At 37.9% G+C, this 25,250-nt stretch carries 21 protein-coding genes; 17 read left to right on the top strand and 4 right to left on the bottom strand.

What is annotated here, in order from left to right; translation table 11 throughout:
- The first annotated feature begins 187 nt into the window (after positions 1 to 187).
- The 11 genes from LC454_RS11325 (at position 188) to LC454_RS11275 (ending at position 13,356) form a co-directional block, all read left to right on the top strand.
- Entirely contained in the window at positions 188 to 850 is a 663-nt protein-coding gene (locus tag LC454_RS11325; protein WP_223582408.1) for an alpha/beta hydrolase, read from the top strand.
- Between the two features lie 275 nt (positions 851 to 1,125).
- Complete coding sequence (locus LC454_RS11320; RefSeq protein WP_223582406.1) at positions 1,126 to 1,713, top strand: RNA polymerase sigma factor; 588 nt, start codon at positions 1,126 to 1,128, stop codon at positions 1,711 to 1,713.
- 98 nt (positions 1,714 to 1,811) lie between these two features.
- On the top strand, positions 1,812 to 2,954 hold the full coding sequence (locus LC454_RS11315) for a FecR family protein (RefSeq protein WP_223582404.1): 1,143 nt from the start codon (positions 1,812 to 1,814) through the stop codon (positions 2,952 to 2,954).
- Positions 2,955 to 3,096: 142 nt separating this feature from the next.
- Positions 3,097 to 6,726 carry a SusC/RagA family TonB-linked outer membrane protein gene (locus LC454_RS11310; protein WP_223582402.1) on the top strand — a complete coding sequence of 1,210 codons (3,630 nt, stop codon included), beginning with the start codon at positions 3,097 to 3,099 and terminating at the stop codon, positions 6,724 to 6,726.
- Between the two features lie 17 nt (positions 6,727 to 6,743).
- Complete coding sequence (locus LC454_RS11305) at positions 6,744 to 8,294, top strand: RagB/SusD family nutrient uptake outer membrane protein (RefSeq protein ID WP_223582400.1); 1,551 nt, start codon at positions 6,744 to 6,746, stop codon at positions 8,292 to 8,294.
- A gap of 48 nt (positions 8,295 to 8,342) precedes the next feature.
- Positions 8,343 to 9,488: a TlpA family protein disulfide reductase gene (locus tag LC454_RS11300; protein WP_223582398.1), complete on the top strand. Its 1,146-nt coding sequence runs from the start codon at positions 8,343 to 8,345 to the stop codon at positions 9,486 to 9,488.
- Positions 9,489 to 9,878: 390 nt separating this feature from the next.
- Positions 9,879 to 10,934 (top strand): major royal jelly family protein, encoded by a 1,056-nt coding sequence (locus LC454_RS11295; RefSeq protein WP_223582396.1) that lies wholly within the window; start codon positions 9,879 to 9,881, stop codon positions 10,932 to 10,934.
- A 26-nt stretch (positions 10,935 to 10,960) separates the two neighbouring features.
- Positions 10,961 to 11,968, top strand: coding sequence for an alpha/beta fold hydrolase (locus tag LC454_RS11290; protein ID WP_223582394.1), 1,008 nt, complete (start codon positions 10,961 to 10,963; stop codon positions 11,966 to 11,968).
- Positions 11,969 to 12,327: 359 nt separating this feature from the next.
- Positions 12,328 to 12,642, top strand: coding sequence for a hypothetical protein (locus LC454_RS11285; protein ID WP_223582393.1), 315 nt, complete (start codon positions 12,328 to 12,330; stop codon positions 12,640 to 12,642).
- Between the two features lie 49 nt (positions 12,643 to 12,691).
- A complete protein-coding gene (locus LC454_RS11280) occupies positions 12,692 to 13,012 on the top strand; it encodes a hypothetical protein (protein ID WP_223582391.1) in 321 nt (106 codons plus the stop codon).
- An 11-nt stretch (positions 13,013 to 13,023) separates the two neighbouring features.
- Positions 13,024 to 13,356: a hypothetical protein gene (locus LC454_RS11275; RefSeq protein WP_121123864.1), complete on the top strand. Its 333-nt coding sequence runs from the start codon at positions 13,024 to 13,026 to the stop codon at positions 13,354 to 13,356.
- Positions 13,357 to 13,368: 12 nt separating this feature from the next.
- Here the strand turns inward: LC454_RS11275 and LC454_RS11270 are convergent, their stop codons facing one another.
- Positions 13,369 to 14,118, bottom strand: a complete 750-nt coding sequence (locus LC454_RS11270) for a DUF72 domain-containing protein (protein WP_223582389.1) — start codon at positions 14,116 to 14,118, stop codon at positions 13,369 to 13,371.
- A gap of 201 nt (positions 14,119 to 14,319) precedes the next feature.
- On the opposite strand from LC454_RS11270, the gene LC454_RS11265 reads away from it, so the two are divergent.
- From LC454_RS11265 to LC454_RS11245, 5 genes are all read left to right on the top strand, one after another.
- Positions 14,320 to 14,850 carry a sigma-70 family RNA polymerase sigma factor gene (locus tag LC454_RS11265; RefSeq protein WP_223582387.1) on the top strand — a complete coding sequence of 177 codons (531 nt, stop codon included), beginning with the start codon at positions 14,320 to 14,322 and terminating at the stop codon, positions 14,848 to 14,850.
- A 44-nt stretch (positions 14,851 to 14,894) separates the two neighbouring features.
- Complete coding sequence (locus LC454_RS11260) at positions 14,895 to 15,929, top strand: FecR family protein (RefSeq protein WP_223582386.1); 1,035 nt, start codon at positions 14,895 to 14,897, stop codon at positions 15,927 to 15,929.
- A 23-nt stretch (positions 15,930 to 15,952) separates the two neighbouring features.
- Positions 15,953 to 19,309: a SusC/RagA family TonB-linked outer membrane protein gene (locus LC454_RS11255; RefSeq protein ID WP_223582385.1), complete on the top strand. Its 3,357-nt coding sequence runs from the start codon at positions 15,953 to 15,955 to the stop codon at positions 19,307 to 19,309.
- Positions 19,310 to 19,320: 11 nt separating this feature from the next.
- A complete protein-coding gene (locus tag LC454_RS11250; protein WP_223582384.1) occupies positions 19,321 to 20,826 on the top strand; it encodes a SusD/RagB family nutrient-binding outer membrane lipoprotein in 1,506 nt (501 codons plus the stop codon).
- A gap of 265 nt (positions 20,827 to 21,091) precedes the next feature.
- Positions 21,092 to 22,192, top strand: coding sequence for a glutaminyl-peptide cyclotransferase (locus LC454_RS11245; protein ID WP_223582383.1), 1,101 nt, complete (start codon positions 21,092 to 21,094; stop codon positions 22,190 to 22,192).
- A 104-nt stretch (positions 22,193 to 22,296) separates the two neighbouring features.
- On the opposite strand, the gene LC454_RS11240 is transcribed toward LC454_RS11245, so the two are convergent.
- The 3 genes from LC454_RS11240 to LC454_RS11230 form a co-directional block, all read right to left on the bottom strand.
- Positions 22,297 to 23,043, bottom strand: a complete 747-nt coding sequence (locus LC454_RS11240) for a WG repeat-containing protein (protein WP_223582382.1) — start codon at positions 23,041 to 23,043, stop codon at positions 22,297 to 22,299.
- A 107-nt stretch (positions 23,044 to 23,150) separates the two neighbouring features.
- A complete protein-coding gene (locus LC454_RS11235) occupies positions 23,151 to 23,993 on the bottom strand; it encodes a hypothetical protein (RefSeq protein WP_223582381.1) in 843 nt (280 codons plus the stop codon).
- Between the two features lie 65 nt (positions 23,994 to 24,058).
- Positions 24,059 to 24,562, bottom strand: a complete 504-nt coding sequence (locus tag LC454_RS11230; RefSeq protein WP_223582380.1) for a hypothetical protein — start codon at positions 24,560 to 24,562, stop codon at positions 24,059 to 24,061.
- 377 nt (positions 24,563 to 24,939) lie between these two features.
- Here LC454_RS11230 and LC454_RS11225 point away from each other — a divergent pair, with 377 nt between their 5' ends.
- Positions 24,940 to 25,173, top strand: a complete 234-nt coding sequence (locus tag LC454_RS11225; protein ID WP_223582379.1) for a hypothetical protein — start codon at positions 24,940 to 24,942, stop codon at positions 25,171 to 25,173.
- Positions 25,174 to 25,250 lie beyond the last annotated feature (77 nt).

Raw genomic sequence — 25,250 nt, 5'->3', positions numbered from 1 at the left:
ACAGTTATATGATAAAAATCCGTAAAAGACGAGCACTCGCTTTTATGGATAAAACAAGATATCCATTTGTGTTTGGGTATCTTGTTTTTTAAAAAAGCATATGAACTTCCTCAGCCTAATTTTTTCTGATTTTGGATATCGACACATTATTAATAAATTGTAGTCAAAATACATTTAACCCATCATCATGTCCGATACCCATATTTATATACTTAGTGGATTAGGTGTTGACCGAAGGGTATTTGACAAAATAAATTTTGGGGGCTTAAAAGTCATACACTTGGAATGGATCCCTCCATTTTCAACAGAATCAATTTCATGCTATGCACAACGATTATCCACTAAAATTAAGACTAAATACCCCGTTCTTATTGGATTATCTTTCGGAGGAATGGTTGCCATGGAAATCGCTAAAATTATTGATATAAAACAAGTTATTTTACTCGCATCTGCAAAAGAAGATAGCGAACTACCTAAACTTTATAAACTTATCGGAACACTTAGAATCTACAGATTTATTCCTACTTCAGTTCTAAAATCACATCATATTTTATCAAATTATTTCTTTGGTATAAGCTTAAAAGAAGATAAAATGATGCTTAAACAAATACTACAAGAGACCGATGCTAAATTTCTGTCTTGGGCGATCAGCCAAATCGTAAATTGGAAAAACAAGACTATTCCCAACAACTTGGTCCATATCCATGGCAGCAAAGACCGTATTATTCCAATTAGAAATGTAATCCCCACTTTTATCATTCAAAGAGCTGGTCATTTTATGACAGTCACTCATGCAAAAGAAATTGAAACGCTCATACAGAAGATATTACTAAAAGATCTAAAGCACTAATAGCTCTATCTAATCAGTGACGATCTATCAGCTGAGCAACTGCGATAAAGAAGTTTAATGACTAACTTTGGATAAATATTAGAAACAAAAACAGGTTAATTTTTCTTCCATTTGATGGTAGCTTATTTTTTCACGTTATCTTTCAACGATTGAAAATTGTCAGCACCAATTATTTTAATGTCAGGAAAAAAATTATATATCCCCTTCTATCGTCCAAAATCTTTTCCTATCCTTTCATTTATGTCTAAAAATTCATTAATTTGTTCTACCAGTACATGGAAGACGCATTAAACGAATCCAAATTATTCCTAGCTTTTCTAAGAAAAGATGAAAAAGCTTTTGAATTCCTATTTCATAGGTTTTATTCGCCCTTATGCCTATTTGCGATTAAGTTCGATATAGAAAAAGAAAGTGCGGAGGAGCTTGTCCAAGATGTTCTTTTAAAAATTTGGTCAACCGACTTTCATTTTGATTCTTACGACAGGCTAAAGTCATTTCTTTACCTGAGCACAAAAAATGCGTCCATCAATTACCTGGACAAGCGAAAAAGACGCTTGACTAATTATGACAATTATGCCAATCAAATAAACAGCATTGTTGAAGATGATAGCAGGTGGATTATTTATGCAGAAACATTACAACTGATCAAAAATGCTTTAGAAAAACTACCTGCTCAATGTGCTGCCATTATGAAATTAAATATCATAGAGGGGCTAGATACAAAAGAAATTGCGCAAAAATTAAATATAACTAGCAGCACTGTTTACACACAGAAAACAAAGGGGTTAGCTTTGCTAAAACAGTTATTGGACAAAGGCGATTATCTTCTATTATTATTATTAATCGATACGTTAAAAAATTAAAAACACTACTAATCAGTGAATTACAAATAAATAAAAAAAAGGGATAGCAATTCTAGCTTCGAATTCTGTTATAATCATAAATACTAACCAAAGAATTTATGGAGCTGAGCCCTTTCGAAGTAAGTGAATTAATATCTGCAAAAAAGCTTGGGATCTTATCCGATGAGGGTGAGACAAAACTAGACCATTGGCGCTCCTCCTCAGCACAGCATGAAGAGTTATTTCAAACCCTGATTTCAAATAATATCTACGAACAGGATGTTGATTGGGCTTTTTCTTTACCCGTTCATGAGGTAATTGAAAAAGCAAAAAGTAAGATTACATTTGAACGACCTAATCCCTTTCATCTTTTTATTAAAAAATATGGGATTGCTATTGCTGCCTGTACAATTGCCGCGCTATTTATCCTCCTTTGGAATCTTAAACTCGATCATACCTCACTGAATATTGTTCCAGGCAGTTTTCGCGCATCCATTCAACTTGAAGATGGTAAATCACTACAACTACCAGTCGAAAAAAAATATTTCGATATTTCTGAAGAGTTAAAAAAAATCACGTCAAATAATCCTTTAAAACAGGGAAAAACATTGATTATAAGCACTCCAAAAGGAGGTCAATATCATATATTGCTTCCCGATGGCAGTTCAGTTAGGTTAAACGCGGCTTCCAAGTTGATATTTCCGGAGGAATTTGATGGTAAACAAAGGACGGTAAAGCTTATCGGGGAGGCTTTTTTTGAAATCAGCAAAATTAAAAATGGAGATGGCACCACTGTTCCATTTTTCGTCCAATGTAATGAACAGGAAATTCAGGTACTGGGCACGAAATTTAATGTAAGCAGCTATAGTGAAGACAAATCCACAATCACAACACTAATGGAGGGATCTGTAAAAATCAACTATAATAGTACGGCCACACAAGAAGCTATCATTTTAAAACCGAACGAACAGGCCATATCGACCCCTGGTCAAAACACTTATAAACGCGAAGTAGATAATCAATCCGATATTGCCTGGACCAAAGATCAATTCGAGTTTGTCGCTGAGCCCTTGGAAAGCGTTATGGTTAAACTTGCACGTTGGTATGATTTCGATTTTGAATTTATAGATCAAAAACTAAGGAAAGTAAAAATTGAAGGAATTATTCCGCGTTATGCCAGTGCTGAAGATTTGTTTAGGTTATTATCGAAAGCCAGTAACGCCAATTTTATTGTAGAAAAATCAAAAGTTAAAATAAACTAACGTTATTAATCTAATTCACTAAAAGAAAGGAGAACACACCCGCAAATTTATGTCAGATCGATTAAGGAGACGCGCCAACGTCCCCTTAATAAAGTTAAAGGATCGTAAACTACCATTATTTAAAATCAATTAACCGTAACAAATGTATCATTTTTTTACCAAAAAAGATGTTGGAGACTTCTTTTGTGCAGTCCCGACAGATGAACAAAGTACAGGTGAAAAATCTGTATCGCGTATATTTACCAATGCGCTTATGAAAATCTCTTTATCATCACTACTACTTTTAGGGATGATGGGGGTCCAGGCCAACACTATGGCACAAAGAGTCAATATCAATAAAAAAAATGTTAGTCTGCGAAAGATACTGCAAGAAATTAACATTCAGACGGGTTACCATTATTTATGGGCAGCACCAAATATTGATCCATTGACCTGTACCTCTGTCTCATTTAACAATCTCCCTTTACAAGAGGCATTAAAAACCCTTGAAAAGAATACGCCCATCTTTTTCGAACTGGAGAAAGATATGATCATGGTTAAACCGCGTCAGTCTGAAATTGGTGGTATTCAATTGAAAGAAACAATACTACTACTTAATCTTAAAAACCAGTCCAAAATAAGAGGAAAAGTTGTTGACGAAAATGGCAATGTACTTGTTGGCGCCAACGTAATGGTACAAGGAAGAAAAAAAGGCACCATCACCAATGGTAATGGAGAATTCACTTTAGATAATTCTTCCGTAGGAACAAATATCATCATATCCTATATGGGGTATGAAAGCATTACAATCCCAGTCACAAACAATCTCGGCGTCATCACACTGGCATTAAAAACGGGAACATTAAATGAGGCGACAGTAGAAGTCAATACTGGATATCAAAAACTCCCCAAAGATCGCGTCACTGGATCTTTCAGTTATGTTAGCGGTGAAAAACTGGAAAGAAAACTAGCTACAGATCTCAAAAATGCTCTTGAAGGGCAAACAACAGGATTAACTATTGATAAGGCCGGCAAAATAGAAATTAGAGGTGTCTCGACCTTTAATGCACAAAAAACACCTTTGATTGTCATTGACGGCTATCCCGTCGAAACAACAATAGATGATATCAATCCAATGAATATAGCGAGCATAACGGTGTTAAAAGATGGTGTGGCCGCATCTATCTATGGCTCCAGAGCAGCCAATGGTGTCATTGTTGTTAGTACAAAGTCTGGACAAAATAGTGAACCTAAAATAAGCTATTCAGGTTTTGTAAATATTATTCAGAAACCACATTTAAAGTATCTGAATAAAGCGACAACATCAGACTATATTGACGCAGAGATAGATCTTTTCAACCTGAATCCAAATGGTCCCTCAACGATGGATCCATATAATATGAGTCGGGTGACCTATCTATTGATGCAAGAGCGTGAAGGGAAGATTAGCCACCAAGATGCAATGGCCGAGATCGATGGACTTCGCGGTATCAATGCTTTAAATCAAATCCAGGATCTGTTTTTCAGAAATAAAGTAACCCATCAGCATAACATCAATATCGCCGGCGGATCGCCTAAAAGCAGTTATAATTTTTCCGTCAACTATCAACAGACCAAGGATAATCTCATTAACAATGATTCAAAACGATTAATCACCGATTTTAAAAACGAATGGCAGCTTTTTCCATTCTTAACTGCTGGAGCAGCCGCCAATTTCACGTATAATAAAGGTAATAGTACTTCATTTACATATTCTACCATTTACGGTCCAGAACTGGTAGGTGACAATTATCAGTCTTTAGCTGGTTTTTCAGGAGGATCAATGATTATGCCGTACACCAACCTATTGGACGACAATGGCAATCCGGCAGCAATATGGGGTATCAGTCAATATAAGGTAAATACCTACAAAAACACCCCCGGCATGAAGCCCTGGGATTATGTCCCTTTAGAAGACATGGGGAAAATGCCCAGTTACAGCAATAGCTATAGTTTTAGGATGAGCGGATTTCTAAGAGCCAATATCGTAGAAGGACTTACAGCAGAAGTCGGAGGTAACTGGGTCAAAGGAACGGCTAATGTTAAAAATATCCAACGGGCAGACTCCTATAATGCACGTATTGCCTATAACGATGCCACCTCCAAATCAAATCCCGCTAATCACTATATTCCCGACGGAAGCATATTGGACGAATTCAAAAATATCAATGAAACTTGGACGCTTCGAACACAGCTAAATTATAGCAAAAACTTCTCCGATAACAAACATCTGTTGCACGCCTTAGTCGGAAACGAAATCAGAAAAATTACCTCTGACAACAATAGATTGGCTACCCGAGCTGGCTATAATGAAAATGCAGGCTCATTTATCCCTGTCAACATCAAGGATTTTACTGCTGGGATTTACAACGCAGATATGCTATTTCCTAATGGTAGCGTATCGCTGACCGATGGTTCACTAACTTATGGCGATAATCGCTTTGTATCCTGGTATGCCAATGGATCATACGAATATGACAATAGATTTATCCTAAGCGGAAGTATCCGACTAGATCTTACCAATTTCTTTGGTACAGATAAAAAGTACCGCTACAAACCGATGTGGTCGCTTGGAGGAACTTATAAATTAAGTAACGAGAAATGGTGGGATAAAGCTGTTTTCAGTAAACTCAATATCAGAGGTTCCTATGGTATCAATGGAAATATTTCCCTGAGAAATGGTCCGTTTTTGATTTTGAGCGTAGGCAGCTACAGTCCTACAACGGGTGGAGTTTCCTATGGAATCTCCTCGCCTCCCAATAAGCAATTGCGTTGGGAAAAAACCAAGATTGCCAATGTGGGAATAGACTTCGGTTTATTAAACAATGCGATAGAAGGTAGCTTTGATTATTACAACAAGAACAGTTCTGATCTCTTGGCTGCAGACGCCGCGGATCCAACACTAGGTTTTAGCTCTCTAACAAAAAATGTAGGGAAAATGACCAATCATGGATTTGAAATTGGGCTCAATGTCCACGCTATCAAAAATAGCAGATTTAGCTGGGATATTTTGCCCAATATCTCCTTTAACGCAAACAAAGTAAAACACTACAATGTAAACCGACCATATACAGGCAGTTATACTGCTCCAGGAGGAATCATGGTTGCGGGATATCCTTCAGACGGATTGTGGGGTTATCGTTTTGCAGGTCTTAATGAACTCGGTCAAACACAAGTTTATACCAGAGACAATCAGGTTGTATTGGCAAGCAATGCTGAAGTTACTGACTTGGTCTATCAGGGGACCTTTAGACCAAAATGGGATCTTGCTTTAACAAATCGCTTCAGCTATCAAAATTGGGACCTATCTTTTATGTTTATAGCAAAACTAGGCCATAAATATAGGAAGGATACGTTTAGTGGATCCAATTACCAAAACCGACATGTAGCCGAAAGATGGCGAAAACCTGGAGACGAAAAGAATACAATATATCCCGTTCTGGAAGAATGGAATATGGATATGTTCTCCTTCCCTTTTGCGGATGTGAATGTAGGTAATGCCAGTTATGCCAAATTAAGGGACATCACACTTTCCTATAATCTCGAGAAACTAAGCAAAAGCATTGGTCTTACCAACGCAAGAATATTTGTACAGGGCAGAAACCTATTTCGTATTACGGCCAAAGGTGTAGACATAGATCCCGAAACTACAGAATTCAATGTAAGTGGTGGTACTGGGGCAGGAACAGATCAAGGATTTACCTCTCTGCCTTTACCACGCGAGATATTTATTGGTTTACGATTCGGACTCTAACCTAAAAATTAATTGAAATGAAAAAAATAATATACCTTGCATTGGGCCTGATCTCCATATCGACCTTCTCCTGCAACAAATACCTGGATGTTAAACCTATTGGACAATTGATTCCTTCAAAAGTGGAAGATCTAGAGAATTTATTGAATAATACAAATACCATTAGTTCATTTTATGCGGACAACAACCGAGGCTGCTTCTATGCTTTTATGGGTGACAACTTAACGATCAGTGAAAATCAGGCTATATATCTGTACAAAAGTACGCACCCGAATGTAGATCGTTGGGCTGCATTTAAATTTTATTACCCCTATACGAATCCGATAGATCCCCAATACACCTGGGATTGGGCCATCTATCGTGCTGCGGGCATATTCAATATTGCCATTGATGAAGTTTCAAATCTTAAGGGGGAAACTTCAGATCTGGGCAAAATAATTGTTGCACAAGCAAAAGCAGGAAGAGCTTGGTCCTATCTGGTCGGAGGACTGGGTTATGGTCCAATGTACGATCCTGAAAGTAAAAATGATCAAAAAGTACTTCCTTACCGGACAACAGGTTCACCGAACACTTCCAATCCCGATCTCGCCAGCACAAATGAAATTATGAATCTGGCAGAAAAAGATTTGCTTGATGCATTGACCGGCGCTCCAAATACCGTTGGAAACCCAACCCGTGCAAGCAAGCCAGCAGTTAATGCCTTGTTAGCACAGCTATACATGTTCAAAAGAGATTGGACCAAAATGTCCAAATATGCAAATGATGCATGGGCGCAAGCCATTGCAGCCAAAGGTAATACTGATAATCTTATCTATAACCTAAATAAATTCAGTTATAGACAAGATCCAAATGCATCTCCACCAGCAGGTACCGATGCCGAAGTTGGTCTTGAGTTACTAGGCGAAGATAATTTGTTGAAACAGACTTACAATAGGGAACAACTATTTTATCGCCCTACCCCCTACAGCTATTCTCCCTATCCTTCGGAAGAATTTATCAAGCTATTTGATAAAAACGCAGATCGGAGATACAAGCTATTTATGCTCAAAACGCTGGGCTATTCGGTGGTTGAAGGTGGTGTAAAACATGATGATGGTGTACGCCTTAAGTATTATAGGGACAACAAAATGATTGCTTCACAGGGAATGACTTATCCCGAGCTGCTATTGATAAAAGCGGAAGCAAATGCAAGGTTAAACCAATTGGGACAAGCGTTAAGCGATCTCAATATGCTGCGCAAATACCGCTATTCAGGTGCAAATACAGATCTTCAAAATGGCGGGGCTTTTAGTCAAGATCAATTACTCGAAGAAATTCTGAAAGAACGTAGACGGGAAATGCAGCTTGGTACTTATCAACGGACATTCGACATCAAGAGATTGGCACTAGATAAAGGAAAACCTTGGTCGAAAACGCAGGTCATCCATACCATAGGTAACAAATCCTACAAAGCTGATGTCATCAGTAAATTTTTCACATTACAGATCAATAATCCGACCATACTTGCTAATCCAAGCTGGAATTTACAGCCCAATAGCGATCCATATCTACCTGCTGGATTAAATTAATAGATCTATCAATCGTACATTAAAATTTAAACTTTATTGAAATTTATCATGAAATCTAAAAATATTATAGTAACAGTGCTTGTGGCATTATTTTTCTTCTCATTTAATCCCCTCTTTTCCCAGATCAATCTGAAAATAAAAGGTAAAGTAACTGGCGACACAAAAGGATTTGATAAGATATACATTTTTAAAGGTCAGTTTCAAGATTCGACAGCAATCAGTCCAAATGGTGAATATCAGATAACCATTACATCTGAAGCTCCGGATGTAATGTATTTCTATCTTCAATATGAAAGTAAGGTCAAAGGTTATGTCTCTCCATTTTCGTTATTTATTGAAAAATCAGGCAAGTTACAACTTGATTTTGATATTGAGAAAGGCATCTCCTCAGGCCAAATAAATGGACCTACCCGTTCAGTTGCATATTTCGATTATTCTAGAGCCAAAAAGTCTATTCATGAAAGGATCAACAAGGAAATCACAAGTAAATTCGGTGAAGAAGCACTGAAAGAAGGGACAACTAATTTTGATAAGGCAATGGATTATTTCGAGAAACGTGAGACACAATTAAATGACTCACTATTTGCAAAATATTTTAATCCCAATGGAGCAGATGCACCGTTTATGTTATTAGGAAGGGTCAGCAGTCTATCTCTCGCTCAATTAGAGCATAATTATTCGAAATTATCCGCCCCACTCAAAGAAACCAAAGCAGCGAAGCAGTTATATGAAAAAATAGCTAGCAAAAAAAGATCCAGTATAGGATCTACGGTAGCTAACTTCGTCCTTCCCGATACCACCGGAAATGATTTTTCGTTCAATAAGCTCAAAGGAAAATATGTATTGATTGATTTTTGGGCTTCTTGGTGCGGTCCATGTCGAATCTCATTTCCTAGGCTTAGATCGGTTTACCAACAGCTAAAGGGTCAGAACTTCGAAATTATCAATATCTCGATTGACGCAAAGCTTGACGACTGGAAGAAAGCGGTCAAAGAAGAAAATAATCCCTGGCCACAACTACACGACAAAACGAATTTATCGAAATCTGCTTTTTTTGTCAGCGGAATTCCTACTGCATATCTAATTGATCCAGACGGAAAAATTGTGTTTAGTAGTGTAGGATCCGACGAAAATGGCGGCGGACCAATGGAGGAAAAACTTGAATCCATATTTGGTATCAAATTGACCAAGTAACAAAAAAGCATGCCCCGCTGTTAAAAATAGCGGGGCATGCCATTTTCACAAAAAGCTGTCCCCGCAATAGAATTTGCGCTTTTCCTTATCACTCGCACCAAACCGATAAGCTCGTCTTTCGAAACCTAACGGCTAACGCCTGATCAGGATGAAAAATCCGAATCACTTTCTCACAGTTCTTGCACCACGAATCCATTCTATCTGAACTAACGGGACTATCCTCCCCTTATATAATAATCTTATAAAACAATAACAGTAAAAAAGAAGTTATAAAATAGAATACTGGTTTTCACAATTCATTCAGCACTTTCATCAGATCTCAAATAAATACCAAATATGTTCAAAAACCTTTTATTTTATTTCCTATTCGCTCATCTATTATGCTCTACAATGCAAGCACAAGAAAAACTCGCTCTAGATCCGAAATTAGAAGTCGCAGCATCTTTTGGACCCTACCGGCCCATAGGCGTCAGCGCAACGTCGACAAATAGATTATTCGTATCATTTCCTAAACAAAACAAAGATTACCGGTACGCCCTTACTGAAATCATTGATGGTAAAAGTACCCCCTATCCTAATGAAGCATGGAATAGTCAAGGGGACGAAAGCTCACATTTTGTAAACGTTCAGGACATCTTTGTGGATGCACAGGACAACTTATGGGTATTAGACTCTAAACCATCAACCTCTGGGTCTATTTTCGGCCCAGATGGTGCAGCTCCTACCGGACAATTCAAACTCCTTAAAATCGACACAAAAAATAATCAAATAGCACGTATCTATACATTTGATGACCTCGACAAAGCGAAATCAGGTTTGAATGATGTACGCATTGACCTCGAAAAAAATCTAGCTTATCTTTCCGATCCTGGTCAGGCCGCAATAATTGTTCTTGATCTTCAATCAGGAAATAGTAGAAAAGTACTGGAAAAAAGCTCCTTCACATTAGCTGATCCGGAAGTTGTCATTTCCTATTCCGGCATAGACATGCGCTATAAGGACGGTAAACCCTTTCTCTCTCACGTTAACGGGATAGCGCTAACTCATGACTTTAATTATTTCTATTTTAAACCAATTAATAAAAAGCACTTATACCGCATCGCTACAAAGTACCTTGCGAATGATAAACTATCCCAATCAGCCCTGCAAGGCAAAGTAGAAGACATGGGAAATGTAGGCGTCACACATGGCTTACTTGCCGATCGGAACGGTAATATTTATCTGACGACCTCAATGGATTACAGTATCAAATACCTGAGTCCAGATGGGCAAATTCATTTATTGACACGGGACCTCAGATTGTTATGGCCGGATTCTTTGGGTATAGATGGTAATGGTTATCTTTACTTTTCATGCGCACAACTATCCAGAGATCCGCAATGGAACAATGGCATAGACCGAGTTGAATTGCCCTATCAGGTTTATAAAATAAAGTTGCCAAAGTGATGATGTATACTTAAAAAAACACATAAATGAAATCGTTGATAAACCAGCTTGCTCTTGTACTGCTCAGTCTCGTCTATTCGTTATCAAATGCGCAGACAGATCGCCCTGTACTGGATATTATGCTTAATAATTATCAATACCCTTATGAAGTACATTACTTAAATTTAAAGAGTCAGGGTGAAGAAATAAAAATGGCCTATATGGATGTCAGCTCGCAACAACCTAATGGTCATACCGTGTTACTACTCCACGGCAAAAATTTCAACGGAGCATACTGGAAAACAACCATTCAGGCACTAAATTCGGCTGGGTATCGCGTTATAATACCTGATCAGATTGGATTTGGTAAATCTTCGAAACCCACAGCTTATCAGTTTACTTTTCAGCAGCTAGCGCAAAATACAAAATTGCTATTAGACAAGTTGGGACTTGATAAGGTCGCCTTACTTGGTCACTCTATGGGCGGGATGCTTGCAACAAGGTTTACATTAATGTATCCCGAAACTGTGGAAAAACTTGTTTTAGAAAATCCCATTGGGCTGGAAGACTGGAAACTTGTCGCACCTTATACTTCCATCGACCAAAATTTTCAAACGGAATTAAAAACGGGATATGAATCTGCAAAAAAGTACCAAAGCGGATTCTATTACGACAACAAATGGAAGCCTGAATATGATGAATGGGTGTACCTACTTACAGGCTGGACAAAAGCTAAGGATTATTCCATCGTTGCCATGGTAAATGCCAAAACATCAGACATGATCTTTACCCAACCTGTTGTTTATGAATTTCAGCATATAAAAACACCCACCCTGCTCATCATCGGTACGCGAGATAGAACTGCGATCGGTAAAGCCAACGTAAAAGATCCTAAAGTAGCCGCAAAAATGGGACTGTATCAATATTTAGGAAAGGAAGCACGACAAAAAATCAAAGGATCAAAACTCGTCGAGCTCGACAACGTTGGACATCTGCCCCATATTGAAGCTTTCGACCGATTTATCAAACCCCTTGTTTCATTTCTGAAAGACTGATAGCATCATTTCCTCCGCCTAAGGGGACTCGCTAAAAAAGTCTTCTGTATATTATTGTTGAATAATGAGAAGTATTCCCGCCAAACATTATCTTTTCAAACACTTTTGCTACAAGATGTCATACGTTCTACGAAAGACAAACAGTTGCATGAACTGCTTATTGCTCATTTAGAAACACAAACAACTACCGATCAAATAGATAAGAAAATCCTTTTTTTATCATTCAGTTTCCCGCCGATAGAAATAAAGCTAGATCGCTCTAACCCTAACCAACAATATATTTAGCAAAAAAAATCAATAAAATTTTATAAAACTAATATTTTTAGTATATTTGAATATCAATTTTAGACAAGATCTTTATGGAACAGGCAAAAGGATTTGACAATAAGGAATTACATGTTGGCGATATTGTTCGCTTCCACACCCCCTATCCGGATGAGGATCCCCATACAATCTTTATTGTACTTTGGTCATATTACGATCCTGAAGGTAAATCATCTAGGGCTGAAGTCGTAAAATTTGATCCAGTTCTTAAGCATTATCCTGTGATTCAAAAATGGTTTATTCGAGACTTGGAAAGAGTCCCCGAAGTTAGCCCTGAACTACTCCAACAGATAGCGTTATTTATGAAAAGTAAGCTTGGGAATGCGATTATAAGCAAGCTAGTAGTTTAAATAAAGTTGATATTCTAAATAAAGTCCGGCAAAAAGGTATAAAAACACGATGGAAAATAAATTCAAAGCAAACAGAGAATTCACATCACGATCGATATGGTCCGATTGGCGTGAACAACTTAAAGAAAGTGAAATAAATGGTTTACTTCAACGACTTGAAGTGATGGATCGGGAGGTACTCGTTGATTGGTTACAATGGTATAACCCAAAAGGCAACTACACTGACCGTAAATGTATGGATAACGGTGTAAAACCTCTTTGCAAATCAAAGGCTGTAGAATATACCTATAGAGAGATCTTGCGCAATCATACAAAAAAGCAGTTTAATAGCATTTCGAATGGTCCAATACAACTTATGTTTAACAATTAATTGCTCAAACTATGGAATCTTTCATCAAACAGATTATCGGTTATCAATTACCAAAAATCATCGCAATGGAGTCGCAACGAAAGGATTGGCGCTATCAACTGCTTGATTTAAAAGATAAAACACTTTTTGATCGGCTCTCACTTATGAAACGACAAGAGTTGCTCCAATGGCTTCAATGGAATGATTGCAATGGGATTTATACAGACTATGACTGTATCCGAAAAGGCATTCCTTTATTCACTAAGATGCAGGCTCTAGCCACAGTCTATCACCATATTATGCGTGACCATGAAAATTGGGATGGTTATATGGGGAAAGAATATATTCGTGGGAGTATCTTTTGAACAATCCATATATTATAATCTTTTAATATATTCTTCTAATGTTCTGAGATTGGCAATAGCAGCGCCGATGGTATTGTTAAAATAAACATAAACTTCTTTTCCTTCAGCTAGCCATTCTTTGATATAACCACTATATTCATATAATACGGCATCTTCATAGCTTCCCTTATAATCACCTTTTGGTCCATGAAAACGTATATAAATCATATCATTACCGGTGTACTGTCTGTTTATTCCAGTGCCATCTTTATCGTGTAATACCAAATTCATACCATAAGAATTTAACAGTGCCATTGTTTCCATGCGATACCAGGACTGATGACGAAACTCAATGCATACTTGCCAATCCAAACTTCGTTTATCAGTTGCCATACATCTTAAAAGCTTATCTAAATTGTTCAGTGAGTAAAATTTGGTTGATGGAGGCAATTGTATCAACAAACACCCCTTCTTCTTATCAACACTATCAATAATATCCAAAAATTTGATAACATCACTTGGTTCAAAAATTAAATCCTTTTGATGCGTAATTCCCTTCCAAAGCTTAAAAGTAAAACGAAAGCTATCGCTTGTTTCCTGAGACCATCGTTCGACAGTCTCCTTGCGGGGTATCTTGTAAAACGTGCTGTTTACCTCCAGAGAATTGAACAACAGACTATATACCGCAAGCCTGCTCCTATCCTTTAAATCTTTGGGATAATAGCTTTTGTTCCTGTAGGGCAACAGAATTCCGCTTGTACCTGAAAAATATAGAACCTTCATAACGCTATAGCAATTGAAACTAGGGCAATAGTTCAGCCTTCAAATAATATTTCAACATGATGAGAAATGTAAAAACTTTACACTGCAGATTTCTTTAGAAACAAGTCTCATCACACTAACGTTTTGGCTATTAGAAAAACGCTGTCCAAATTTATATTAAATGATTTAGTTTAGCTATATTAGAGATTCCAAGTCTACACTATGGGAATCAATTATTCGCTAAATATCCAAACATTTGAGGAATACTATGATCAATGGAGTCCCAAAGTATACCAATATGCGTTCAATAAAACCAGGTCATCTTATTTAGCCGAAGAAACTGTACAGCGTGTTTTTATTAAGCTTTGGAAAAACTTAAATGAAAAGAATATTGACGCTACTGTAGAATCTCAGATTTTTTGTATTGCAAGGACAACAATTTTGGATCTAATCAAAGAAGAATATAATCGGAAGAAACTTCTTCAAGCAGAAAATGAGCTCATTCAGCACCATTCCCCGCAAGATGATTACTATGCCAAACAGCTTGAAGCGACATTACAACATATAATTAATCAATTGCCCGAAAAGCGAAAACAGATCTTTATGTTGAGCCGATATTCCAATCTATCCCATAAACAAATCGCGGATAAACTCTCTATATCATCCAAGACAGTAGAAAATCAAATTACTCTTGCGTTAAAAGCAATAAGAAAAGCATTATTGCTCTCCATACTGATGCTTAATCTTTTTTAATTTTCTTTTGGGGGATACCCTATTTTCAATCGTAATCAATATGTATGAAGATTACGAAAGAACTCGTCGAAAAATATCTCCGCGGAGAAGCAAATACCGAAGAAGTTAAAGCGGTTCAAAATGCACTGGATAATAACCAACTAAATTTGGATGATTGGCTTCCAGCAAGCGAATGGCATAATATAGAAGAACATATAGCTTTTGAACAGCATGACTCAATCAAACAATCCCTGATCAAAAAAATTACGATCAGGGATACAAAACAACGGATCTATACCCTACTGAAGTATGCTGCGATACTTTTACTTGTCGGAACACTAGGCTGGGAATCTTTTCAATATTGGAAGACAACAACAAATACGCCTACGATTACTTCTGTCCCAAAAGAACAAACTCCGAAATTGGAGTCCCCAAGCAACTTCTATTATATTAATTCTGGCAATTTGCCGATGCAGATAGATGTTCCTGATGGATCAAAAATTGAACTTTATCCTAATTCGGAAGTTAAATTTGCAGATAACTTTTCTTCGCTGTCTACCCGTGATATTCATTTAAAAGGAAAGGCAAAGTTTGTTGTTTCCAAAGACAAGTCAAGGCCGTTTAATGTACATACCACTGGGTTAACAACAACCGCATTAGGTACAATATTCAGCGTAGATGAGCTAAAATCTTCACAAACAAAAGTCAGATTATTTGAAGGGCGTATCCAATTAAAGAGTCTAAAAAATAAAACAGGATCCCCCCCTCTGCTCCTTGAATTTATACCAAATGAAGAAATAACCATCGATCATAGACAACTTCAAATTATTGCCGAAGAACGGATGAATTTTTCCAAATTCAACAGAAGAGGTTTTTATTCCGAAAAACAAAATACACTAATATTCAAAAATCTAGCCCTTAAAGATCTACTACATATTATAAGTCAAAACTATAATATCAAACTTGAATTTAATTCCGAAGCTATCGAAGACAAATATTACAGTGGCACCTATGAAAATGATCCATCCGTCTTCCGAAAAATACTATCAGATATACAAGAACTTCACCACATTACCATAACTGTACAGAATAAAATATAATTCACTTATTTAATCCATAAATTATGCACAATTATTTACCTTCCAAACATGGCCTACTAACCATGTTTATGCTAAGAACCAATATCCGTGCTGATGTAAACTGGGGTTTACGTCTTGGACTAATGGGCCTTTTGGCAACTAGTTATCAGATTGTTAATGCACAACAGCAGGCAGCGATCAACGGCGTCATTCGCGACGAAGCAGGTAAGCCCATATACTCTGCAACAGTCACTATCCAGAATGCGGCTAACAAATTCAAAAGGGCAACGACTAGCGCAGCAGATGGTACCTTTTCTTTTGATCAGATCCCAGCTGGTCAAGGATATCAAATCACCATTTCCTCTATCGGATTTAAAACCAAGGGACTGACAGACTACAACATCTCTGAAAGAGATAAGCTTGCCATCAATGTCAGTCTGGAATCGGTATCGGAAAACCTACAAGAAGTAGTTGTCACTGCACTAGGTATTAAAAAGGAGAAAAAAGCCCTTGGCTATACTGTTGCGGAGCTAAAAGGAGATGAATTGACACAGGGTAAAGAAACAAATCTTGCCAATGCACTTTCAGGAAAGGTCGCTGGTGTGCAAGTAAGCCGTGCCGCTTCTGGTGCTGGAGGCTCTTCAAAAGTCGTTATTCGTGGTAACAACTCCCTTGTTGGTAATAGCCAGCCGCTTTATGTAGTCGATGGTGTGCCGATTGACAATCAAAACATTTCAGCACCAAACCAATCCGGTGGTACAGATTATGGTGACGGTATTGGTAATATTAACCCCGAAGATATTGAGACCATGTCCGTCCTAAAAGGGCCCAATGCCGCAGCACTATATGGTCAAAGAGGAAGCAACGGTGTCATCCTAATTACAACAAAATCAGGAAAAGCCGGTAAAACACGCTTCAGCTATGGCACAGATTATTCCTTTGGAAATGGTTTAGTACTCCCCGATTTTCAAAATGAATATGGTCAAGGACTTAACGGCACATTTACGCACTTCCGAAAAGACGACGGAACCATCGTCTCCATGAGTGATGCCATAAAAAACGGTTACAGTGGTATCCCAAAAATGAGTGCAGGCCGGGACCGTACAACACGTGCCAGCTGGGGAGCCAAAATGGAGGGGCAAACTTATGAAGATGCCTATGGAAATGTACTGCAGCTAACACCTAAACCTGATACCTATGCATCTTTTTTCCAAACCGAAAAACAATTTGTCAATAACTTAAGCATAGACGGCGGAAATGAAAAAATAAACTATCGTTTTTCTTTTGCCAATACAGATGTGGACGGATATATCCCCACCAATACTTTGAAAAGGAATAATTTTGGTTTACGCACACAGGCAAAAATTACGGATAAACTTCATATTGATGTAAAAGCAAATTACATCGCTCAAAAAGGAAACAATAGACCAACATTGGCTGATGCAGCCGATAATCCAGCCTATTTATTTATCAGTCAACCACGAAGCCTAGGGAATGATATCATGTCCCAATATAAATGGACGGCACAGGAAATAAGCAGGCAGCTCGGTTTTTCGGGACTAACGGAAGGTCTGGAAAAAACTTACGCTACGAACAGTTCCACTGCCAATCCTTTCTGGACAATCCATGAAAATCACAACGAAGATCGCCGCGATCGCATCATTGGATTACTCCGCCTAAGCTATGACTTCGCTCCCTGGCTCAAAGTAGCAGCAACAGGAGGAACCGATTTCTATACCGATCAGCGATTCCGATATAGACCGATCAATACCTATCAGAGCTTAAACAGAAAAGGCGATATCAGAGAAGAAGTTATCCGATCCCGTGAAGATAATTTTGATATCCTTGCCAGCTCTAATTTCACTTTATCGGATAACATTAAGCTCAGCGCTAATATGGGCGCAAGTCATCAAAGTCGATATCTGCGAATGACCGGAAACACCGGCAATCAGTTTATCGTACCTAATCTTTTTGTCATCAATAATACCACTACGAATACCTATATATTCGATCTTATCGAGTCAAAAATCAATTCGGTATACCTCTCAGGCCAATTTAGCTATAAAGATTATTGGTTTGTCGATTTTTCGGCGCGCAACGACTGGTCTTCTACATTATCCAAAAATAACAATTCATTTTTCTACCCTTCGATAAGTTCCAGTTTTGTGCTATCTGATGCATTCAAATGGCAGTCAGATGCGCTGTCTTTCGCCAAAATCCGAGCTTCCTGGGCACAGGCCGGTAGCTCCGGAAATCCCTACCAATTAACGGGTGCGTATAGTCTTAATCAATATACACACGGTGGTGTACCGATGGCTTCATATACCGAAATTATCCCTGATCCCAACTTAAAGAATGAATTGACCACGTCTATCGAGGCTGGTGCAGATCTCAGATTTCTAAAAAATAGACTCTCACTATCCTTTACTTACTATCAGGCGAAAACAAAAAATCAGATTCTAGATGTACCGATTGCGCCATCAAGTCTTTACGTAAAAAATCGCATCAATGCCGGAGAAATCAGTAACAGGGGGATCGAATTTGTACTAGGGGCCACTCCCCTTAAAACCGAATCAGGATTTGAATGGAATACAACGTTTAACTTTAATAGAAACCGCAACAAGGTTGAATCGCTTTACCCTGGTGTAGAAAGTTTCCTTTTGGCAACCGATAGGGGAATCAACGTCGTCGCCGAGGTAGGAAAGCCATTCGGTCAGCTTATTGGAACTCAATTTGCATGGATTAAGGATGAAAATGGAAACCGATTAATTGATCCAACGACAGGACTCCCTTTACGTACCGCGGGGCGAGTAGAAACTGATCTTGGAAATGCGCAGCCAAATTGGATAGGCGGTTTCGGCAACACATTAAAATACAAAGGCTTCAACTTATACGCACTTGTTGATATTCGTCAAGGGGGAGTGATCTTCTCACAGTCCAATCGAGAACAAATAATTTATGGTACGAGCAAAAAAACGTTACAGGGACGTGAGGGCACCTATGTCGCTGATGGAATAGTTGCACAACAAGATGGCGCAGGCAATTGGACAAGCACCGGAACAAAAAACAGCAAACAGGTGAATGCTCAGGATTATTGGAATATGGTAGCTAGTGACAAAGAAGTCATGGTATCTGAGGAAATGATTAATGATATGAGTTATATTGCAATGCGCGAAATTAGTCTCTCCTATTCATTCCCGAAAAATCTGATACCACATCGCGTGATCAATTCATTGAAACTGGGTCTATATGGTAGAAACTTATTCTATTTCCAACGAAAAACAGATGGTTTTTCTCCAGAAGCTTCTGCTTTCAATGTGAATAACAGCTCCATAGGGATTGAATCTACTTCCTTACCTATGATGAGAACATTTGGCATTAACCTTACCGTTGGTCTTTAAAACACTGAATTATGAAAACGAAAATGATAAAAAACAGATTTGTTATCGCTCTTGTCTCCGTAGCAACATTTAGCGCCTGCACGAAAGACTTTGAAAAAATAAATACGCCGCCAACATCAGTGACAACAATAGATCCCGCATTGCTTATGGCTAGAATCCTCCGCGATGGTACCTTTCAGGAGTCAGGAGAACTTCCAAACAATAAGTTTGGTTCTTGGATCCAGCATTGGGCAGGTGGCCCGGTTGTCCCCGTATCGCGTTATTTTGAAGGACCAGAAAACCTGATATGGTCGCAGCATTTTACCTTACTCAGAAACATCATTCAGATAAAAAAGGAGCTCAGTGGCAAAGAAGAAAGTCCCGAAGGTAGAAGTAAACTGGCAATAACCGAACTTTATGAAGTTTATCTATACCAACGATTGACTGATCTATTTGGAGACATCCCCTATTCGGAAATTACAAAAGATAGCAAAGAGATTAATCGAACCCCTAAGTTTGACAAACAAGAGGATATCTATCCCGCGCTAGTTATAAAGGTTGATGCCGCTTTGGCACGTCTCACCGTTGGCGATCAATCTTATGGCTCTTCCGATTTTTTCTATGGCGGTAATATTGATAAATGGAAAAAATTTGGAAACTCCTTAAAACTGAAATTGGGCATGAGAATGCGTTATGCCAACCTCTCATTAGCGCAAAAGACCGTTACAGAAGCAATGACTTCTCCACTTGGGTTAATCTCAAGTAATAGTGATAATGCTGCAGTTCCTACATTTAATAATGCCCAAGCCGAAAACCAAAACCCTATATTACGGCAGATGACTACTGGGAGCGCAGACTTACGGTACTTAGCCAACACATTGGTAAACAAATTGAAGGAGTATAATGATCCACGCTTGGGTCTACTTGCAGAACCAGTCACTATAGGCGGTGTTACCACCTATCAAGGAATTGGAGTAGCATTAACCGATAATGAGCTTTCTCAACTGATCAGAGCAAATTACTCTACGGCCAACAAGTCAACATGGTTTAGCTTGAATTTTGCGCCAATACCAAGTTATGCAATGACCTACTCAGACATTTGTTTTTACAAAGCCGAGGCTGCATTGTTAGGTTGGGGCGCGACAAGTACAAATGCGCAATCATTCTTTACAGATGGCGTCAAAGCTGCCTTTGCCCTTCCACCATACAATTTAACTTCAATACCCTCATCGTATGAGCAAAATGTCATCACCCTAAATGGATTGACAGACGAGCAAAAGATGGAGAAAATCGCTACTCAAAAATGGATAAGTTTATTTGGCAGAGATATGGAAGCATTTGCCGAATGGCGTCGTACAGGTTATCCAAAATTGACACCTGGTCCAAATCCGGGATCCACCAATAGACAGATACCACGTCGAGCTATTTACTCCAGTGAGGAGGCTGAATTAAATCAAACAAATCTCAAAGACGCTGTTTCCAGAATGCAGAACGGGGATTCCTTTTTGTCCAAAGTATGGTGGGATAAAAAACAATAAAAACAACAATAAAGGTTTGAGCCCACGAAATTATTTCGTGTCGCTCAAACCTAATTACCAAAATGCTGCTGCTCCAGATTCTATTCCCCCACATATTCGGTATAGCTAATTCCCGCAACAAGATCTTCAATACTATTTTAGAGCAAAACAACTTAATTGTTTTTCGTACTGAATCTTTTTCAGCAATGATTTAGGTTTCTTTTGAAATTATATTTATCTTTCTTTAAGTATAAAATAAATCCCCCTATCTTCAAGCTTTACAAAAATGAAAACAACTTCTTCACTATTTTTGCTAACAGTAGCATCTCTTTTTATAGGATGCGGAGAAAACGGTAAAAAAACAACATCACCGTCTCCAGATAACTTACCAAAAAATAATCCAAGCTTTAGCTTCGAGGGGATTAAACAAGATTATACAACAAATGAAGAATTATCGTTTCAGATTACAAATACACCTCATGTAAAAATTGATTCCATCCTTTATTATATCAATGATTACCCGATTGCTAAAGTCACAGAAAACAATAAAGTAACATATAGATTATCAGGAGAGAAATTTGGCAAGCAAATCATTAAGGCGGTTGTATTTAATGCTGGAAAATGCGAAGAAAACACAGTAAACATAGACTATTTACCATCAAACCCACCTCGAATTTTAAAGTACCGAATTGTTAATACCTACCCACATGATATTAAAGCTTTCACACAAGGGCTAGAGTTCTTTGGAGAAAACTTGATGGAAAGTACGGGCAATGGCGTTGGGTTAAGTGGAAATAAAGGTAAGTCAAGTATCCGCATTGTAAACCCCACCACAGGACAACCAATCAAAAAGATCGAATTAGCCGATTCAATATTTGGTGAAGGTGCCACCATATTAAATGGGAAATTATATCAATTGACCTACAAAAGCAATCTTGCCTATGTCTATGATGTGACAACATTAAAGACAATAAAAACACTGCCATATTTCAAAAACATGGAAGGATGGGGGTTGACCTCCGATGGCAAAAATTTGTATATGTCTGACGGTTCAGAAAATATCTATTTACTCAATCCTAATGATTTTTCCAAAATTGATTATATCCGTGTTGCCACAAATGAGAAAATCGTTAACCAGATAAACGAAATGGAATGGGTAAAAGGAAAGATTTATGCTAATTTCTTTATGGAAGATGTCATGGGTATCATCGACCCAAAAACAGGGGCTATCGAAGGTTTAGTCGATCTTTCCAAATTACGGGAAAACGTGACACAACATGTTGATCTGGATGTATTAAACGGAATTGCGTACAATAAAAAATCAAATACCTTTTTTCTCACAGGAAAAAATTGGGACAAAATATTTGAAATACAGCTACTGGATTAACTAATCACTTGTTAGCTTAAGATGTACACAATCATAAAGACAGTTTATTCATTAAAGTGCTATTCCCACTCTGGAAATAGCACTTTCTTACTTCAGGACAACAATTATTTCTTAACGATTTTCCCATCTTCATAGAGTGTATACTCTTCGCCATCGGCCTGTTGCAATACCGTTTTTCCGTCGACAAAAATATTGCTAAATGTAAAAACAGGATCGGTTAATATTTTACTGTTGTAGTCCATCAATCCCCAATGCTGTGGTGATTCCATATACATGATTCTATTTTTACCCACAACATCCAAAACCTGATATTTAAAAGGAACCGCAATAGCGCCGTTATGATCAATAAATCCTTGTTTGCCATCTTTCGAAACTTTGATAATCGCACTATCAATCGCCATAAGACTGGCATCCAAAAAGATAGACTCATACTGAGGCGGAACAACCTCCACTCCTTTCTCATTGATCAACCCTACACGTTGTTTACTATCTTGTACTTCAAAAAAGCCAAAATGTGGTTTTGTCGTAGTACTGAAATAGTTGGGCTGTACAATAACCTTTCCTGTTTTATCAACAATGCCAACAGTTCCTAAATCGCCATTAGCATCCGTTCGATGGAAAGTCGCAAGACTTTCGCCATCAAATCGTATAAATTGTTCGTAAGCAGTATCTGGATTTTCCCAAATGTCTTCTGCCATATTATACTTTCCCGGTAATTGACCGATAAGTAAAACAGCCTCTTCAACACCTTCTTTAACAGCTTTGGTTGCATCCTGTCCCCGACAAGAGCCGCCCATAAGTACAATTGTTGCCACTATACCTACAATTTTATATGGATTGTTTATTCTCATACTATTTCAAAATTATGCTTATTTATCAAATGTTATATACCCCATATACTTTAAACAGATACATTTTAAAAACGGAAATCTTCGACTCAACATTATTTTCTTACCTGCTACGGCATTTCTTCAAGCTTGTTAAAACCTGTTGTTATCATCTGCTGCAATTGAGGTGTAAACAATTTCGTTGAAAGCGGCATTTTCTTGGCTTCGCTAATTAATCTCCATTGTGCACGCTTCTCAAGCAAAAATTGTAATCGCTGTGCTGTTGTCAATCCTGGCAATGTATAATATATACTATTTTCACCTTCTTTTCCTTGCATTTGAATATATCGCCCTGTAGTTACCTTGAATTTATTTCTTTCCTCAAAACCTCGGATAAAAGAGCTATCCTGATCGGCGATATCCCACATCGGATCACGAGGGCAGCAGACGGAACCATAGCTTTCCTTCCAATATACTGTTAATAGGTTTTCCGGCAATATAGGTTTAGCAAAATCAATCGTTGGATTTTCTAGTCCCCCAAGCCGGATGCTATCAACTTTAACATTATCCTCTTCCCGTCTGATATAGTAATAAAAATTTGTCGTTTCTGGTTCCACGCACATTCCACTTTTTGAAGCCATTTTACTGACTTCGCTGTAAAACTTCCAATCAGGAACAATAAGAATAAATTTTTGCAATTCGGGATAAAACGCCGAAGACTTCTTGAAAAGTTCTATTGGGATCTCTGCGCTCAAATAAAATACATCTATTGAATCTTCGTTAAACTGCAATGGCAGATCCAATAGATAATTGCCCTCTAATCGTGCCACCTGACGATCCTCAATCTTCATTACTCGATCATACTTATGAGCCAGCCAATCCGGTCGTACAGTTTCCTGTTGATTGAGAGGCCTGATAGCTTGTTTTATGGCTTTACTTTTACAGGATACAACAAGTAGAAGTAAAACCAGCATTAAATAAAACTTATCAATTGTTAAGCACGTTCTCATTGGCTAAAAATTATGTTTCATTAATTATCTTATTGCGCAGCAGCAACCTTTATCCCCACCTTATTTAAAAACTCAACCTGTTTCTCCAAACAAGTATCTGCCAAGACTGCTATTTTAGCTTTTTCATCTGTAATATCTCGTAATAAGGCCTGTCTAGCACCTTTTTTCTGCTCATCCACATATTTGACCAACAACGTACCATAACCATCCACAATTCTCGTCATGTAAGCTATTGTAGTCAAATGGAAGCTTGTCGCCGCTTCACTAGGCTTTAATGCATTGACTTCACTCTTTATTCCTTTGACATAGCTGCTCAGCGCCTGCACCTCTTTTAGCTTCATTTCGTAGGATAATTCATCCGTTTTATCCGCATCATATTCTCCTTCCAACAATTTATTGTAGCTTTCATCCAACTTTTCTTTACAACTATAGAAAAGGCCGGCAATCTTCTCATTATATCCGAAGTCCAAATTACTACCACAGGATGTCAATGCGAATGTACTGATGATTAATGTCAAAATAATAATTCTCATATCTCGATTTTTTAACAAATAACGTATTTTCAAAACAAGCTCTTTAAGGCAGTTAATATTCGTTGCATGTTTTTTAAGATTCGCTATCATTTGGGTACAATTTTACCCCAAACAATAGGGTCGATAATTACCCGATTAGCAAATACTGTAAAACAAGTCAAGCGCAACAGCTTGTTTCTTAAGGAAGAATTACGGAACTTAGAAAAAGAATATAGACCAAATCAGAAGACCGATAATTTTAGACGAGTCAAGAAAATCGATGACGAATCAAAAAAAGAACTGAATAAAACACGATGAAACCATCATGATTTATTCAAACCGAGTGAAACGAGCTCATTTATACTGATGAGACCAACACTTATAAATAATTTATACAGATGAAACAATTAGCTTTATTGATCATGTTCATCGGAATGTCGAGCATGGTTTTCGGACAAGAAATTAGCCGTTCAACTACCCAAACAATTACGCAATCTGGAATTGGACTTGGTTCTGTCATTGCCGTCGTCACTTCGTGGGACCGCAACAAATCTATTCTCTGGGCACTGATCCATGGTATCTTGGGGTGGTTTTATGTTATTTATTTTGCATTTACACGGAGCAATAATTAATATTTCTGCAGATCATATTTTCAATACAACCAACAGTGTTACATCCTTCTGTAAACCAGAAAACAAAAAGCAGTCAA

The sequence above is a fragment of the Sphingobacterium sp. GVS05A genome (genome assembly GCF_019969845.1).
In the GTDB taxonomy this organism is placed as follows: Bacteria; Bacteroidota; Bacteroidia; order Sphingobacteriales; family Sphingobacteriaceae; genus Sphingobacterium.
The sequence above is the reverse complement of the archived record's forward strand: the minus strand, read 5'-3'. Positions and strand labels throughout refer to the sequence as shown.

Excerpts from the sequence above, each read along its gene's own strand:
- LC454_RS11325 (WP_223582408.1), top strand. The coding sequence starts at position 188 with ATGTCCGATACCCATATTTATATACTTAGTGGATTAGGTGTTGACCGA.
- LC454_RS11320 (WP_223582406.1), top strand. The coding sequence starts at position 1,126 with ATGGAAGACGCATTAAACGAATCCAAATTATTCCTAGCTTTTCTAAGA.
- LC454_RS11315 (WP_223582404.1), top strand. The coding sequence starts at position 1,812 with ATGGAGCTGAGCCCTTTCGAAGTAAGTGAATTAATATCTGCAAAAAAG.
- LC454_RS11310 (WP_223582402.1), top strand. The coding sequence starts at position 3,097 with ATGTATCATTTTTTTACCAAAAAAGATGTTGGAGACTTCTTTTGTGCA.
- LC454_RS11305 (WP_223582400.1), top strand. The coding sequence starts at position 6,744 with ATGAAAAAAATAATATACCTTGCATTGGGCCTGATCTCCATATCGACC.
- LC454_RS11300 (WP_223582398.1), top strand. The coding sequence starts at position 8,343 with ATGAAATCTAAAAATATTATAGTAACAGTGCTTGTGGCATTATTTTTC.
- LC454_RS11295 (WP_223582396.1), top strand. The coding sequence starts at position 9,879 with ATGCAAGCACAAGAAAAACTCGCTCTAGATCCGAAATTAGAAGTCGCA.
- LC454_RS11290 (WP_223582394.1), top strand. The coding sequence starts at position 10,961 with ATGAAATCGTTGATAAACCAGCTTGCTCTTGTACTGCTCAGTCTCGTC.
- LC454_RS11285 (WP_223582393.1), top strand. The coding sequence starts at position 12,328 with ATGGAACAGGCAAAAGGATTTGACAATAAGGAATTACATGTTGGCGAT.
- LC454_RS11280 (WP_223582391.1), top strand. The coding sequence starts at position 12,692 with ATGGAAAATAAATTCAAAGCAAACAGAGAATTCACATCACGATCGATA.
- LC454_RS11275 (WP_121123864.1), top strand. The coding sequence starts at position 13,024 with ATGGAATCTTTCATCAAACAGATTATCGGTTATCAATTACCAAAAATC.
- LC454_RS11270 (WP_223582389.1), bottom strand. The coding sequence starts at position 14,118 with ATGAAGGTTCTATATTTTTCAGGTACAAGCGGAATTCTGTTGCCCTAC.
- LC454_RS11265 (WP_223582387.1), top strand. The coding sequence starts at position 14,320 with ATGGGAATCAATTATTCGCTAAATATCCAAACATTTGAGGAATACTAT.
- LC454_RS11260 (WP_223582386.1), top strand. The coding sequence starts at position 14,895 with ATGAAGATTACGAAAGAACTCGTCGAAAAATATCTCCGCGGAGAAGCA.
- LC454_RS11255 (WP_223582385.1), top strand. The coding sequence starts at position 15,953 with ATGCACAATTATTTACCTTCCAAACATGGCCTACTAACCATGTTTATG.
- LC454_RS11250 (WP_223582384.1), top strand. The coding sequence starts at position 19,321 with ATGAAAACGAAAATGATAAAAAACAGATTTGTTATCGCTCTTGTCTCC.
- LC454_RS11245 (WP_223582383.1), top strand. The coding sequence starts at position 21,092 with ATGAAAACAACTTCTTCACTATTTTTGCTAACAGTAGCATCTCTTTTT.
- LC454_RS11240 (WP_223582382.1), bottom strand. The coding sequence starts at position 23,043 with ATGAGAATAAACAATCCATATAAAATTGTAGGTATAGTGGCAACAATT.
- LC454_RS11235 (WP_223582381.1), bottom strand. The coding sequence starts at position 23,993 with ATGCTGGTTTTACTTCTACTTGTTGTATCCTGTAAAAGTAAAGCCATA.
- LC454_RS11230 (WP_223582380.1), bottom strand. The coding sequence starts at position 24,562 with ATGAGAATTATTATTTTGACATTAATCATCAGTACATTCGCATTGACA.
- LC454_RS11225 (WP_223582379.1), top strand. The coding sequence starts at position 24,940 with ATGAAACAATTAGCTTTATTGATCATGTTCATCGGAATGTCGAGCATG.